The sequence below is a fragment of the Fulvivirga ulvae genome, assembly GCF_021389975.1.
GTDB classification, from domain to species: Bacteria; Bacteroidota; Bacteroidia; order Cytophagales; family Cyclobacteriaceae; genus Fulvivirga; species Fulvivirga ulvae.
Genome location: NZ_CP089981.1, coordinates 4,538,339 through 4,553,271, shown reverse-complemented (window position 1 = coordinate 4,553,271; position 14,933 = coordinate 4,538,339). Strand labels below are relative to the sequence as shown.

The window sequence follows — 14,933 nt, the reverse complement described above, 5'->3', positions numbered from 1 at the left end:
CATTGAGGAAATAAACTGATATAATATGAAATCGAGTATTACCAGGAATTTAATAGTCATTATATGTTTCGTTTTATTGAGCACATCATGGTCACTGGCTCAACCAACTATAGGAACATCTACGTTTGATGGGGGTTTTCTACAAATTGCAGGCTTTGGGGCATCACCAAGAAGCGGAAGTCTGGATGGGTGGACTTTTACTTCTGTAGGAGGTGGAAATGGCTTCACCAGTCGTAATGGGTCTGGTCAAATCAGTATGAGTATGCAAACCCCAACCTACTTTTCTATAGGAAGTGATGATGGGTCTGAATTTCAACTTGACAACATTAATATAGGATTCTTTTTAGGTGCAACTACTTATACCATTACAGGATTCAGAGATGGTTCAGCGGTGACCGGAGCAGTATTTTCTGAGTCAGTAGTAAATGCCGAAGCTAAATTTATTGATGTTTCCTCAGATACTGATTTCGACAACATCGATGAGTTTAGGTTTACTTTTTCTACCTCTCCCTCTAGTAGTTCTATTACCATTGAGGATATAACAATATCTGCGGCAGCTGCAGGTAATACAGCTCCTACAGCATCAAGTTTTACCGCCTCTAACGGCCCATACGAGAACCTGACCTACACCTTTTCAACCGCCAACTTCGGATATTCAGATGGCGATGGAGACATCTTATCCCACGTTCTTATAGAAGCGGTACCCGGAGCAGGAACACTCTATGTAGATGCTGATAATGATGATACTTATGACGGTGGTGAAGAAGTCTCCGTCAGCGACCAGATAAGCAAAGCTGATTTGGACGCAGGCAACCTGCAATACATTCAAAATGGCTCCACTAACACCTCATTTCAGTTTGAGGTAAACGACGGAACTGAAAACAGTACAGGAAACTACATCGCTACCTTAAATGTCACTCCGGTTCCCACCGTTACTTTAGGAATAAGCCCGACAAGTAAATCAGAAGCAATAACCACTGCCACAACAGTTACGGCTACACTTTCTAATGCATATGGTATTAACACAACCGTAAACCTGGGATTTAGTGGCACTGCAACAAATGGTGTAGACTACTCCACTAGTGGTACCACCATAACAGTAACCGCCGGAGCAACTACCGGAACTATTACATTAACTAATATTAACGATGCCCTTTTTGAAGGTAATGAAACAGTAGTGATAGACATCTCCGGCGTACCTGCCGGGGGTATTGAGGATGGCACACAGCAGGTTACATACACCATTATCAATGACGACCCTCAACCGACGGCCTCCCTTCTGCTAAGGCCTATTTACAACCCGATAACTGATGAAAGTGGTGGCCAGGCATACATTGTCGGTGAGCTAAGTGCAGCAGCCGGGGTAACAGTCAGCATCCCCCTAAGCTTTGGCGGAACGGCCGTTGGCGGTGGTACTGACTATAGTATCACCGGGTCAGTCATTACGATCAACCCCGGATTCTCTATGGATAGTATTAGAGTCACCTCATTATTTGATGGTATTGAAGAAGGGAATGAAACAGTTATTATTGACATGCTCACCCCTACCAATGCTACTGAAGATGGGGTTCAACAGGTAACCCTGACGATTATTGATGAAGATGCTGCTCCCCCTTCCGGGTACTCAGTATCCATAGACCAAAGTCCGATCAATGCCGGTAATGAAACGGCTGCCAGCTTCACCTTTGCGGGGGCTGAGGTGGGTGCTACCTACAATTACACTTTTAGCAGCAGCGGAGGTGGTACCAATGTTACCGGTTCAGGCACCGTAAGCTCAGCCAACCAGCAAATTTCTGGTATTGACCTCAGCGGACTGGGAGATGGAACGATTACACTTTCCGTAACACTTACAGATACTTTTGGCAACACGGGCACAGCGGCCACGGATACTGAAACCAAAGATACTACTGCGCCATCGGGCTATTCTGTTACCATAGACCAGGCAGGGATTAACTCGGGCAACGAATCTGCGGTGAGCTTCACCTTTGCCGGTGCCGAAGTTGGGTCTACTTACAACTATACGTTTAGCAGTTCGGGCGGCGGTACCAATGTCACCGGTTCAGGCACTATTGCCACGGCCACCGATCAAATCTCAGGAATTGATCTCAGCGGCCTCGGTGATGGAACGATAACACTTTCTGTTACCCTCACCGATGCAGCCGGAAATGTGGGAAGTACTGCTACAGATACTGAAACCAAAGATACTACGGTACCCTCAGGTTACTCTGTCACTATTGATCAAAGTCCGATCAATAATGGAAATGAATCTAATGTGAGTTTCACCTTTGCCGGTGCCGAAGTAGGCACAACTTACAACTACACCTTTAGCAGCACGGGTGGTGGCACCAATGTTACCGGCTCGGGCACTATAGTAACGGCTACAGACCAAATTTCCGGAATTGATCTCAGTGGCTTAGGTGATGGCACCATCACACTTTCGGTAACACTTACTGATGGCGGAGGAAATACAGGAGCACCTGCCACTGATACTGAAACCAAGGACACCTCCGTCCCTACGGGCTACTCAGTATCTATTGATCAAACAGCTATTAATGTCGCCAACGAGACGGCGGTAAGCTTCACTTTTGCGGGAGCAGAAGTAGGTACTACCTACAACTACACGTTCAGCAGCTCCGGAGGTGGCACCAATGTTACAGGTTCCGGCACTATTGCTTCCGCAACCGCACAGGTTAGTGGAATTGACCTCAGCGGACTGGGTGATGGCACCATTACACTCTCGGTAACCCTGACCGACAGCAATGGTAATACAGGAACTGCCGCTACAGATACCAAAACAAAAGATACGGCAGCTCCATCAGGTTACTCGGTTGCCATTGATCAAAGCCCGATAAATAATGGTAATGAAACTGCGGCAAGCTTCACCTTCGCAGGAGCTGAAGCGGGAACAACTTACAACTACACGTTTAGCAGCTCTGGCGGTGGCACCAACGTTACAGGTTCGGGCACCATTGTTACGGCTACAGATCAGATTACTGGCATTGACCTCAGCGGGCTCGGAGACGGAACCATTACACTTTCGGTAACATTAACTGATGCTATCGGAAACACCGGCAGCCCTGCTACAGATACTGAAACCAAAGAAACCGTACCCCCCGCAGGTTATTCGGTGGTTATTGACCAAAGTCCGATAAACAGTGGTAATGAATCTACCGTAAGCTTTACTTTCTCAGGAGCTGAGGCAGGAACAACTTACAACTACACGTTCAGCAGTTCCGGTGGTGGCACCAATGTTACCGGTTCGGGCACCATTGCTACGGCCACCGATCAGATCAGTGGCATAGACCTAAGCGGGTTAGGTGACGGTACCATTACCCTTACTGTAACGCTTACCGATACCAATGGCAATACAGGGAACGCAGCTACAGATACTGAAACCAAAGACACCGTTGCTCCAGCGGGATACACTGTAACTATTGATCAAAGTCCTATAAATTCAGGAAATGAAACCGCAGTAAGCTTCACTTTTGCAGGAGCTGAAACCGGCGCTACCTATAACTACACATTCAGCAGCTCTGGTGGCGGCACTAACGTCACCGGATCGGGTACCATTGCCACGGCAACAGACCAGATCAGTGGCATAGACTTAAGTGGACTGGGTGACGGAACCATTACCCTGTCCGTCACACTAACGGACACCAATGGCAACACCGGAAGCACGGCTACGGACACAGAAACAAAAGACACTGCTGCTCCGGCCGGATACACCGTAACCATTGATCAAAGCCCGATAAATTCAGGAAATGAAACCGCTGTGAGCTTCACTTTTGGCGGGGCTGAAACCGGCGCTACCTATAATTACACGTTCAGCAGCTCCGGCGGCGGTACGAATGTTACTGGGTCAGGCACCATTGCCACGGCCACCGACCAAATCAGTGGAATAGACCTGAGCGGGCTGGGTGATGGTACCATAACTTTAGCAGTAACGCTCACAGATGTTAATGGTAATACAGGAAGCACAGCCACAGATACTGAGATCAAGGAGACTGTACCTCCTGCCGGTTACTCAGTGGTTATCGACCAAAGTCCGATAAACACTACCAATGAAACAGCTGTGAGTTTTACTTTTGCAGGAGCTGAAACCGGGGCTACCTATAATTACACATTCAGCAGCTCCGGAGGCGGCACCAATGTTACCGGATCAGGTACTGTTGCCTCTGCCACTGATCAGATCAGCGGTATAGATCTCAGTGGACTTGGCGATGGCACCATTACCCTGTCCGTCACACTAACGGACACCAATGGCAACACCGGAAGTCCGGCTACAGATACAGAAATAAAAGACACCACCTCTCCCACAGGATATTCGGTAACCTTTGATCAGGCTGCTGCCAACTCCACCAACAGTACTGCTATTAGCTTTACCTTTGCAGGTGCAGAAACCGGCACTACCTACAACTATACCATCAGCAGCTCTGGCGGTGGCACCAATGTTACCGGATCGGGTACGGTTGCCTCTGCTACCGAACAGATTAGTGGCATAGATGTCAGTGGCCTGGGTGATGGTACGCTTACTCTATCAGTGACTTTAACTGATAATGCAGGCAACATCGGCGCTGCAGCCACGGATAATATAACCAAGGACACGGGAGTTCCCTCAGGATACACCGTCTCCATAGACCTTCTCGGAGAAACCGTTATCAATGTGATCAATCAGAACATTATAGAATTCTCCGCTTCAGGCCTTGAAATAGGTACTACGCTCAACTATGCTTTCACCAGCGACGGAGGTGGCACACCTGTAACTGGAACGGAAACAGTAACTGCTGCCACAGAGCAATTCGATAATGGCGGTGCAGGCTATGACCTGAGCGGCCTTACAGATGGTACCATCACACTTACCATCAACCTGACTGATAATGCAGGAAATACCGGCCCGGATGCCACCGCTACAGAAACTAAAGATGCAGGCCCTCCAACAGGCTATTCAGTAACCTGGGACGATGCCCTGATCAACGCAACCGAGGCTACCACCGCATCATTTACAGTATCCGGTGCCGAAATAGGTACAACGATCAATAATACGGTGAGCAGTTCTGGTGATGGAAATACTGCTACCGTATCTAATCCTACAACAGTAGTCAGCAGCAGTCAGGTAGTAACCATTGACGTAAGCTCACTTACGGATGGAACCCTGACCGTTGAGGTTACCTTAACTGACGCAGGTGGCAATACCGGAGGGGTTGTTAGTGACAACTCTGCTATTCTTGATCAGACAGCTCCGACAGGTTATACTGTTGATATAGATCAGACAAGTATAAACTCCGGTAACGTAGCTGCAGTGAGTTTTACCTTTGCCAGCGCTGAAATTGGTACCACTTACAACTACACGTTCAGTAGCTCCGGTGGCGGAACGAATGTTACAGGCTCAGGCACCATTGCCACAGCTACTGACCAAATCACCGGAATTGACTTGAGTGGCTTGGCAGATGGTACGGTTACGCTCAGCGTCACGCTGACTGACCCTGCAGGAAATACTGGTTCTCAGGCTACAAGCACTGCACCTAAAGATGCATCTGCACCAGTGTTTATCTCGGTGGATGATAATGGCGGTGATAACTCATACCGCTCGGGGGAAAGCCTGACCATTGTGGCTGACCTTGGTGAAGCAGGACTTACAGTAACCGCTGACCTGTCAGTGATCAATTCAGGGCTAAGCGCTACGGCTGCTATGACAGACAATGGCGATGGCACTTACAGTGTGACCATTGCAGATGTAGATAACGCAGGTAATATGATAGAAGGTTCTGCTATTGCGGTTACGATAACGGCAACAGATGCTGCAAACAACCAGCAAACTGATAACAGTTTAGTCCTTAACCTGGACAAGACTGCCCCGGCGGGCTATACGGTTACTATCGATCAGACTGATATTAATGCAGGAAACCAAAATGCTGTAAGCTTTACTTTTGCAGGAGCCGAAACAGGCACCACATACAATTATACCTTTAGCAGCTCTGGTGGTGGCACAAGCGTCACAGGTTCAGGCACTGTGGGAACAGCCGGTGAGCAGGTAAACGGCATCGACCTGAGCGGACTTGCCGATGGTACGATTACCCTTAGCGTCACCCTTACTGATGCTGCCGGTAATGCAGGAGCCCCGGCTACGGATAATGTTAATAAAACGGCTGCCAGCATTCAATTCAGCACTACAAGCAGTTCGGGCAGTGAAGCTACGGCCAGTGCAAGCCTTCTTGTAGAACTATCTGTAATCAGCGCACAAAATGTAACTGTAGATTATGCAGTTAGCGGGACCGCTACCGGCGGAGGAACGGATTACACTTTGGCTAACGGCACATTGACAATCAACGCTGGTGACCAAAGCGGTAATATCGATATCACTGGCATAGTTGATGATCAGCTTGTTGAGGCTGATGAGACTATAGTTGTTACATTGTCCTCACCAACAAATGCCACACTTGAAGCCAATACCGTACACACTTATACTATTACTGATAATGATGCCCGACAAGCCCAGGTAATAACTTTTGAACCGATCCCGGATATGACCCTTGGAGAAGGCCCTGTTGAGCTTAAAGCCAGTGGCGGAAACTCGGGAGAGCCGGTAACTTTCGCGATAACTACCCAACCGGCATCGGGCGTAGCCACACTTTCAAACGGCATGGTGATCATAGAGGGTATTGGTACGGTCACCATCACTGCCAGCCAGGCCGGAAATGACTTTTTCGAACCTGCGGAAGATGTAACAGTAACATTTGAAATTTTACCTAATGAACTGTTCTTACCTACCTTGTTCAGCCCTAATAACGACCAAACCAATGACCGTTTCATTCTTCGCGGTGGTGGCGATATTGCTGATATCGAGCTGAGCATTTTTGACAGAGAGGGAAACCTGGTATATAGTTCAGGTAGTTTTGCAGAACTCTCTCAGTCAGGATGGGATGGCACCAATGAAGGGACCAAACAGCCTCAAGGGGCATATGTTTGGGTAGTCAGAGGTAGCTTCTCCAATGGATCTCCGATATTGATCAACGGAAAAGATACCGGCATCATCAGGTTAGCCAGATAATATTTATATATAAACAAGAAATGATAATCCCGTATATTATGATATTCTTAAAAAAATTCTCTCCCCTGCTTATTTTGATTTTGGTATTCAGCATCAAAGCTCAGGCTCAGGAACCTAATTTTTCCATGTATCATTACGCCCCGTTTTTCACAAACCCCGGTCAAATCGGTGCTGTGGAGGATGTTAGGTTAATGCTAAACTACCGGAATCAGGCTATTGAAGAAGGGGATAATTTTCGTTCATCTTCAATATCAGCCTATTATCCGATATTTATCGGCAACCACCGTCTGGTGATCGCAGGTAACTTCCTTAATGATGAGGCATCCGATTTTGTAAGTACCAACGGAGGCCTGCTGGGTGTAGCTTATAGTATACAAATATCTTCTAACTCCGCTCTGAGCCTTGGCTTGCAGGGTGGCTATTTTCAAAGGAAAACAGGCAGTGATTATACTACCGACGATCAATTTGTAAATGGTGTATTTGACCCTACTATAGTATCCGGAGATGCTGTACTGAACCAAAATAAAAGCTACCCAACCCTAAGCGGAGGGATTTACTATGAAGTAAGTGATGAGTCGGGAAGAGACAAAGCTTTCATTGGGGCTTCTATTTTCAATGCCACTGAACCTAATATATCATTTGCTGATGTAGAGGACGACAACCTGCCGCTGAGCCTGAAAGCTACCGCAGGCTACCGGGTGTACCAGGGAATGAAATTTTCAGTGATGCCAACCATGAGATGGATCAATCAGGCCGACAATAACTACTTCAACTTGGGGTCAAGGTTTGGCTATGAGCTGGAAAGCACCGAAGAAGGCCCCAAAGGAGTAAGCCTGGGGCTTTGGTATAACACCAATGATCTTGGAGTATTCTCTATTGCCTATGAGCAGCCTAAGTTTACTGTCGGCATTAGCTATGACCTCCCTGTAGGTGAAGAGCTGAACGCCGGACAGAACGGTATTTTTGAGCTGGCCGTTTCGTTCAGGTTGAAGCGTAAAACAAAGGCATATGTTCCGCAGGAGATCTCACCACCAACAAGTTCTGCCACTTCTATGGAGGAAGAACCTGAGGTAGAAGACGAAGAAGAGCCTGAAGCTGTTGAAGAAGAGCCCATCCCGGAAGAGGTAAGCAAGCAAACTGAAGAAGAAGTGAATGAACCTGCCGAAGAAAAAACGGACGTTGTGAAAGAAAACGACCATAAAGCCGGCTCCGGGCAGGAAGCTGATACCGGACATATAACGGAGGGTACCAACGGAACAGGGACCTTTGCCCCCGAGTTAACTGCTGAGGAGAAAAGGGTACTGAAAGAAACGGTTAAATTTGAACTTAATTCGGATCATCTGACAGCAGATTCAAAGGAATTTTTGGACAAGGTCGTAGCCATACTTAAAAATAAAGATCAGTTTGATATAGAATTGACAGGCTATACATGCGACCTTGGTGCGGAGAAAACAAACTATGAACTTTCCAAAAGCAGGGCAGACATTGTAAGCCAGTACCTGAGAAGCAATGGCATTGCTGCAGACAGGCTGCAAGTGAAGGCCGGTGGGGAAAGCAATCCTGTAGCGGATAACAGTACCGAGGAAAACAGAAGGAAAAATAGAAGGGTAGAATTTAAAGTGGTATATTGATATAGAATATCCGTTAAAAATGATCGAATAGCAGGTTTGATAATATCCAGACCTGTCATTTAAAATGAGGGCCGTGAGGTTGTGAAAATGAATAAAGAAATAACCTTGTAGAATATTGATTAGTTTGAAACCTTTTTACCACATCATAAATTTGCTCGTGCTTTTGGTACTGACAGGGTGTGACTGTCAATACGAGATTTCCGGTGTTGTGCTGGACGAAGTTACTAATATGCCGGTACCTTATGTGGCAATCGGCCGTACAGATGCCGGTGATGCTGACACCCCTTTTAACAGAAAAACTTTCACCGAAAAGCAAGGAGAATTTGTATTTAACGGAGTTACCGGATCTTGTGATGAAGCCACTTTATACTTCTCACATCAGGATTATATCACTGAGAAAGTTACGCTTCCTAACAGCAGTACAGATACCATTTACCTGAGGCCCATACAAAAGACCAGTATATTTTTTGATAAGCAAAGGGAATATAAAGTAAAGAAATTGATGAAGAAAAATAACTCACCCTCATCAATGAACGACACCACTATATGCCAGGAGTGGGACCTTACAGAAAAGCAAATCCGTATCATTATAGGAAAAGCAAAAGAAATCGACGGATCGCAATGGCATTATCAGTTTGACCACTTACCTTGCAGAGTAACCGGAAAGCTGGTTCAAAGTGATATGGAGTATGATCTTTCAGTAAATAGTGGTGCATGGTTAACGATCACCTCTCCTGATACTACAATAATGTATGGAATTTTTAATGAACAGACCTATGCGTATTTTATGTCTACCGCCTGGACAGAGGATCTTGAGCCTGATGAACATTCCGAATAAGTACAATCCACATTTTTAAACTATGAGTTTTCTCAAAAAAATCTTCTCGACTAAGGAGGCCGAAAAAGAGCCCGAGGTTCTCCTGGAAGAAGAATCTCCGCTATGCCCGATCAAAGCCATTGTAGAGCAGGACGAGCGTGTTGTATATTTTTATTTATGGGGAGATGAAGAAACAAATTTTGGTATCAAGTCCTGCTGGGTAAGAAATTTAACCCATGCTCCTGATGAACTCGAAACCAAACTCCTGAATAAAGGCATTCCTCCTTTGCTTCCCAGGCAATATTGTAAGTTTCCTGAAGGGCAGGAAAAGCTAAAGCCCGGTGACCTGAGTATTGTATGGCTGGAAGAAGGAGACGGCGCCGCACTTTTTTTAAAAGATGAGATATTGGCTATCATCCCTGCATGGTCAGGACTGGAAGACTTTCCCGGATACGCCAGAGACTGTAAAGGCCACGGCAACTTTGCCTGGGAAATAACCGACTCGAATGAGCTACCGGAAAGAGTGGAGCAAGCCATAGCTTGCTGGTATTCCTGGAGTAGTGAACTAAACCCATTCAGGCTGGAGCAACCCCGGATACTTGAGGTATATGAAGACCTGCTTGGCAAAAGTGATAAATACTATGCCATTGATGGCAACCAGTGGCCCCCTAAAGGCCTTTACCTTAGAAATGGTGCCTCCAAAACTGTATTTGCAACCGTAGGCCTGTCTCTTATACCCATGCCATCCGTTGAAATGTATGTTGATGACAGGCTGGAGCATAATCGTATAGAATTAGGAATAATTCTGGACTCTCAGTTGCAGGAAAGTGACCTGCAAAATATTGCCGAGTGGATAAGCGGTCAGGCGTGCCTGCCCTGGGACAACATCACGTTTTTCGGAGAGGGGCACACTATAAATTTCCAACCCTTGAATTCAAACAAGTTCAACAGTGTTATTTTAACCAATCAACTGGAGTTGCTTCCAAAGATTGAGTTAGGTAAATACCGTAACTCTCACGTCAATTTCCTCTGGATGGTACCCATCTCGCAAAAGGAACGAAAAGACGTTATAGATAATGGCAGCGAATCGCTTATCTCAAAACTAGACAAAATTGGTACCGCTATTTATTCACTAGACCGTGATGAGGTGGTTTAAAAAATTGTCTTGATAGTAGGATTTTAAATAAGTTGACTCCCTAGTTGTTGGAAAAAACTCCAACAACTTAAATTATCTATCCATACTTTATCCCATAAAAGAGAAATGCACCGAAAATCAGATTCCCGGCACATTTCAATCTATAAACAGAACTAATTGTTACTTTATTCCTTTACAGTAATCGTCATACATCTGTTCAGGACTTTCTACATCCTCTGCCCTGTGATCGACAGCAATATCTATTGCCTGGTTTACCAGCGGTGGGTAAACAAACAAGCGGCCTCCTCCCCATCCGTCGTTCTCATAGCTCAGTGTATTCCAGTTATCACCGTTGATTTCCGATGATTGCAAAATATAAGATCCCGTTGATTCGTTTTGAACAGCTTTTTTGTGAAGATAAACTACACCATCAGCTTCGTTGGGAATTCCCCTGAAACGCAACAGTACATCTCCTTTGTTCCCGATCTCTACCATAGTTATGAGTAGGTCCATGGGGCCCAGACTTCTATAGCATGTCACCCGGCTGCTAAGCTCATCCTTGCCCGGAATACGCCTGGGTTTAATTTCAACCTTTGAATTTTTAAACACCTCTATTCTTTCAAGCATGGACTCTGCTTCCTCTCTATTGGCCGGATTCTCAGTTAATGACATATAGTATGCAATCTCCTCTTCCACATCATTGGCAAAAACTTTTTTAGATCCGCGCTCTTCTTCCAGTTTATATTTTTGCCACTTTTCCTGCACTGTTTCCCAGGATTTCTCGCTTTTAACTATAGTATATTTTGCTTCCCACTTTTTTAAGAGGTTCTGTAAACCAGAATGATCAGGAAAAGATTTAAGAGCATCTTTTACATTACCCAGTACAGCATGGGCCGGACCATCTGCCGTGGCAAACAGGTCTACCAGCTTATCTGTGATACTTCCCATACCTATACCGTATAAACCGGCATGGTCTCGAATAATCAAAAGCTGACCAGGCTTAAGATTATCAAAGGTCAGCTCATACCTGTTGAAGCCCTGAGTCACCACTGGCTTTATAGGAACGGTATAATCGTGGTTTACAATCTCAATAGGCTGCGCAAAAAAGGCCGTGTGCTCAGGTCGCCAATCGGGAATATTGACCACCACTTTGAACTCCTGGTTCGAAACGGGGGCATATTTCAAATCGCGTAATTTATGGAAGCCAAATTCCCATTGAATATGGTAATGATCTATTGAGTAATATTTTCCGCCAACTGCTATATAATAACCTGGCCGACTGAGTTCATTGTTCTCAATCGCCAATTGCGATTGTTCCGTTGCAGGGCTTCCTGTAGTATTGGTGATCGCCATAAGGATAAGTATTTAATGCAAATGATAAAAAAATGATACCGGACAAAAACAAATATGTGTGCCAGAAAACTATCGGACACACATACCTGCTCAGGTGTTAATATTACTGATTCAGCTGGCTCAACAACTCATCAATAGTTTTAGCCATAGCAACACCAGGTAATTTTACTGGAGCAGCAACTTCAGCAAGGAATGTTCCTCTCACCTCTCCTACTTTATAAGTAGTAAATCCTACACGATACAGACCTACTGTAAGAGCTTTGTCAGGGTTACTGGCTTCACTTTTATAACGTAGCAAAGAATTGTAGTTACGACCTTCCGGGTCTTTAGGCATTTCGCTGCTATCATCATTTCTCTCAAGCACTACCCACTTGGCACTTTTTACACTTTCTGCGCTGATGTCATCCTTGCTAACTATAGAAGAACGCTCCAAAGTGATATAAGTATCGAAGAAATCGTTTGATCCTTTGTTAGCTTTGTATTCTGCTGACTCTATAGCTTTTTTGTTTTTGTAATCTGTTAATGGAGAAAGCATTCTCACACCCAATTCGGGAGCAACAGCCGGTACCCATACATAGATGTAGTAAAACTTCTTGCCGTCTTTCTCTTCATCCTCATTACCGGGTTCGGCATAGCCTAAGTAGCTGATCACATCAGTATAAGGCACCTGAATGGTTTTTGGTCCAACCTTTTTTTCTACAGTGCTGCCAAACTTGTCCAGCTTTTGTGCGTTCACGCCAAATGCTACCAAAAGAGCTGCCAGTGCAAGGCCACTTTTAAGTGCTAAATTTTTCATCAGTTTTAAAATAGTTTTGGTTTCAATTATTAATTTTTCACAAAGAAAGCGTGGCCGTCAGCATTATACATCACCATTATAAGTGAAAACCTGAATTCACTAGTTATAGTGATTTCGATCAAAAACTATTTTGTTAATTATGCAGAGAATATAAATTGCGTGGCAAGGCATGTGTTCAGTAAATTCATGAAATGAAGATATTACACCCCATAGTTATTTCCCATATAGTATTTACACTGATATGCCTGCATAACCCTTGCTATGCGAAGAGCAGTCCAGACCAGAAACAAACGGAAATACAAAAGCATATAGACTCGATGCTTGACTATGCCGAGGAGCAGGTTGCCACAGCATCCGGGGTCACCATCACCTATGCAGACTCAGCGTTACAACTTAGCAAAGTAAGTGAATACATACCCGGAGAAGCTCGCAGCTATTATTTACTGGGTGCAGCATATACTATCAATGGCGATTTCGATCCTGCCCTCAGCAACCTCAATACGGCCCTGCAATTATATGATGAACTCAACGATGAGCAGGGCAGCGTTGGGTGCAATAAGTACCTGGGGCGTTTATATCATTATTCGGGCCATCGCGATCAGGCTTTACGCTTTTATATTGCTGCGCTTAAACAGGCCGAACAGATCAACTCCTCAGAGGTCATTAACCTTACCAACAATATCGGAACTGTATATCTGGATGAGGAACGCTACGACAAAGCCATTGAGTATTTTGAGCGCTGTCTTGAAATGCAACCCGACAAATCCATCAAATCAACCATTCTGAGCAACATTGGTCTTGTGTACAGAAAACAAAAGGACTATGATCAGGCACTTGAATACCTGAAAAGAAGTTTAAAGATATGTCATGAAATTGGAGACATAGAATGCGAGCTTGTTCCTCTGGGGCTCGCAACAGACATTTATATGGGCTTGGAAAAAGATTCACTGGCTTTAAAGTACTCCTATGAGATCATGAAAAGGCAGGAAAAACTAAATCTGCGAAAAGCTCTTATGGTCACCTATAATCGCATAGGACTTTTGTATATGTACCTGCAGCAGCAGGATAGCTCCATAAGGTACTTTAAAAAAAGCATGGTAATAGGGAAAGAGACCAACTATTCATCTATGCACCTTATTCATGCCAACCTGGCCTTCGTGTACCGCGATGCAAAACAATATGAACAGGCCCTGGAACACATGCTCATTCATGTAAAGTTGAAAGACAGTCTTTTTACCCTTGAAAAGAATCGCATCACAGAGGAACTACTGGCCAAGTACGATGCCGAAAAACAGCTAAAGGAGATTGAGATACTCCAAAAGGAAAAGGAATTACAGGAAGCAGCACTGGAACGCCATACTCTTACCCAAAATGTTGCCATTGTAGGTGCAGCTCTGATCCTCATTGTGTCTGTTGTGATACTCATCAACTATCAGCAGAAAATTAAAGCCCAGGTCCTGCTATCGGCAAAGACCAGAGAGCTCAATGAGCAAAAAAAGATGGAGCTGATCAGGGAAAACGAAATAAAGGCGATAAAGGCAAACATTGAAGGACAGGAAAAAGAAAGAGAAAGGATAGCCCAGGAGCTGCATGATGGGGTAGCCGGTAACCTGGCGGGCATTAAACTAACGCTGGCCAACTTTTCCGGTAAGGAACAAAGCCCGGAACTACAAAAAGTAATCAGGAATATTGATGAAACCTATCACGAGGTCCGCTCCCTTTCACATCATTTGATCCCTCCTAAGATTCGTGAGAATGAATTCGTTGAACTGATCAAAAACTACCTGGATGACTTAAAAAGAAGCCATGCATTTGAGGTGCATTTCGGGTATCACCCTCAGGCAGAACTAAACAGGCTGCCAAACCAGATCAAAACAGAAGTATACAGGATCATCCAGGAGCTGATGAACAACATTATCAAGCATGCAAAAGCTGATCAGGTCGATATTCAACTTACAAAGCTGAATGAAAGTCTCAATTTGATGGTTGAAGATAATGGTGTCGGTTTTGATACGACAGCCACCTCCGAGGGTATAGGCCTGAACAATATTAATTCGAGGGTCAAGCTGCTGGAGGGAGAAATCAATATTGATACTACAATTAACAGGGGAACTATTGTTGATATTACCATACCTGTGGATAATTAATTTATG

The 14,933-nt window shown here is 45.0% G+C and carries 7 protein-coding genes; 5 read left to right on the top strand and 2 right to left on the bottom strand.

The window, feature by feature from the left end; all coding sequences use genetic code 11:
- Window positions 1–25: 25 nt before the first annotated feature.
- From LVD17_RS19335 to LVD17_RS19320, 4 genes are all read left to right on the top strand, one after another.
- Window positions 26–7,048, top strand: coding sequence for a Calx-beta domain-containing protein (locus LVD17_RS19335; RefSeq protein WP_233760656.1), 7,023 nt, complete (start codon window positions 26–28; stop codon window positions 7,046–7,048).
- 38 nt (window positions 7,049–7,086) lie between these two features.
- Window positions 7,087–8,679: a PorP/SprF family type IX secretion system membrane protein gene (locus tag LVD17_RS19330; RefSeq protein ID WP_233760655.1), complete on the top strand. Its 1,593-nt coding sequence runs from the start codon at window positions 7,087–7,089 to the stop codon at window positions 8,677–8,679.
- 115 nt (window positions 8,680–8,794) lie between these two features.
- Window positions 8,795–9,517, top strand: a complete 723-nt coding sequence (locus LVD17_RS19325; RefSeq protein ID WP_233760654.1) for a carboxypeptidase-like regulatory domain-containing protein — start codon at window positions 8,795–8,797, stop codon at window positions 9,515–9,517.
- Between the two features lie 22 nt (window positions 9,518–9,539).
- Complete coding sequence (locus tag LVD17_RS19320) at window positions 9,540–10,652, top strand: suppressor of fused domain protein (protein WP_233760653.1); 1,113 nt, start codon at window positions 9,540–9,542, stop codon at window positions 10,650–10,652.
- 159 nt (window positions 10,653–10,811) lie between these two features.
- Here LVD17_RS19320 and LVD17_RS19315 read toward each other — a convergent pair whose 3' ends face one another.
- Window positions 10,812–11,984 (bottom strand): hypothetical protein, encoded by a 1,173-nt coding sequence (locus tag LVD17_RS19315; RefSeq protein ID WP_233760652.1) that lies wholly within the window; start codon window positions 11,982–11,984, stop codon window positions 10,812–10,814.
- A 103-nt stretch (window positions 11,985–12,087) separates the two neighbouring features.
- Window positions 12,088–12,780, bottom strand: a complete 693-nt coding sequence (locus LVD17_RS19310) for a Lipl32 family lipoprotein (RefSeq protein WP_233760651.1) — start codon at window positions 12,778–12,780, stop codon at window positions 12,088–12,090.
- Window positions 12,781–12,971: 191 nt separating this feature from the next.
- Here LVD17_RS19310 and LVD17_RS19305 point away from each other — a divergent pair, with 191 nt between their 5' ends.
- Entirely contained in the window at window positions 12,972–14,927 is a 1,956-nt protein-coding gene (locus LVD17_RS19305) for a tetratricopeptide repeat-containing sensor histidine kinase (protein WP_233760650.1), read from the top strand.
- Window positions 14,928–14,933 lie beyond the last annotated feature (6 nt).

Bases quoted from the DNA above. Each gene is read 5' to 3' on its own strand.
- LVD17_RS19315 (WP_233760652.1), bottom strand. From the start codon at position 11,984: ATGGCGATCACCAATACTACAGGAAGCCCTGCAACGGAACAATCGCAA.
- LVD17_RS19305 (WP_233760650.1), top strand. From the start codon at position 12,972: ATGAAGATATTACACCCCATAGTTATTTCCCATATAGTATTTACACTG.
- LVD17_RS19310 (WP_233760651.1), bottom strand. From the start codon at position 12,780: ATGAAAAATTTAGCACTTAAAAGTGGCCTTGCACTGGCAGCTCTTTTG.
- LVD17_RS19330 (WP_233760655.1), top strand. From the start codon at position 7,087: ATGATATTCTTAAAAAAATTCTCTCCCCTGCTTATTTTGATTTTGGTA.
- LVD17_RS19320 (WP_233760653.1), top strand. From the start codon at position 9,540: ATGAGTTTTCTCAAAAAAATCTTCTCGACTAAGGAGGCCGAAAAAGAG.
- LVD17_RS19335 (WP_233760656.1), top strand. From the start codon at position 26: ATGAAATCGAGTATTACCAGGAATTTAATAGTCATTATATGTTTCGTT.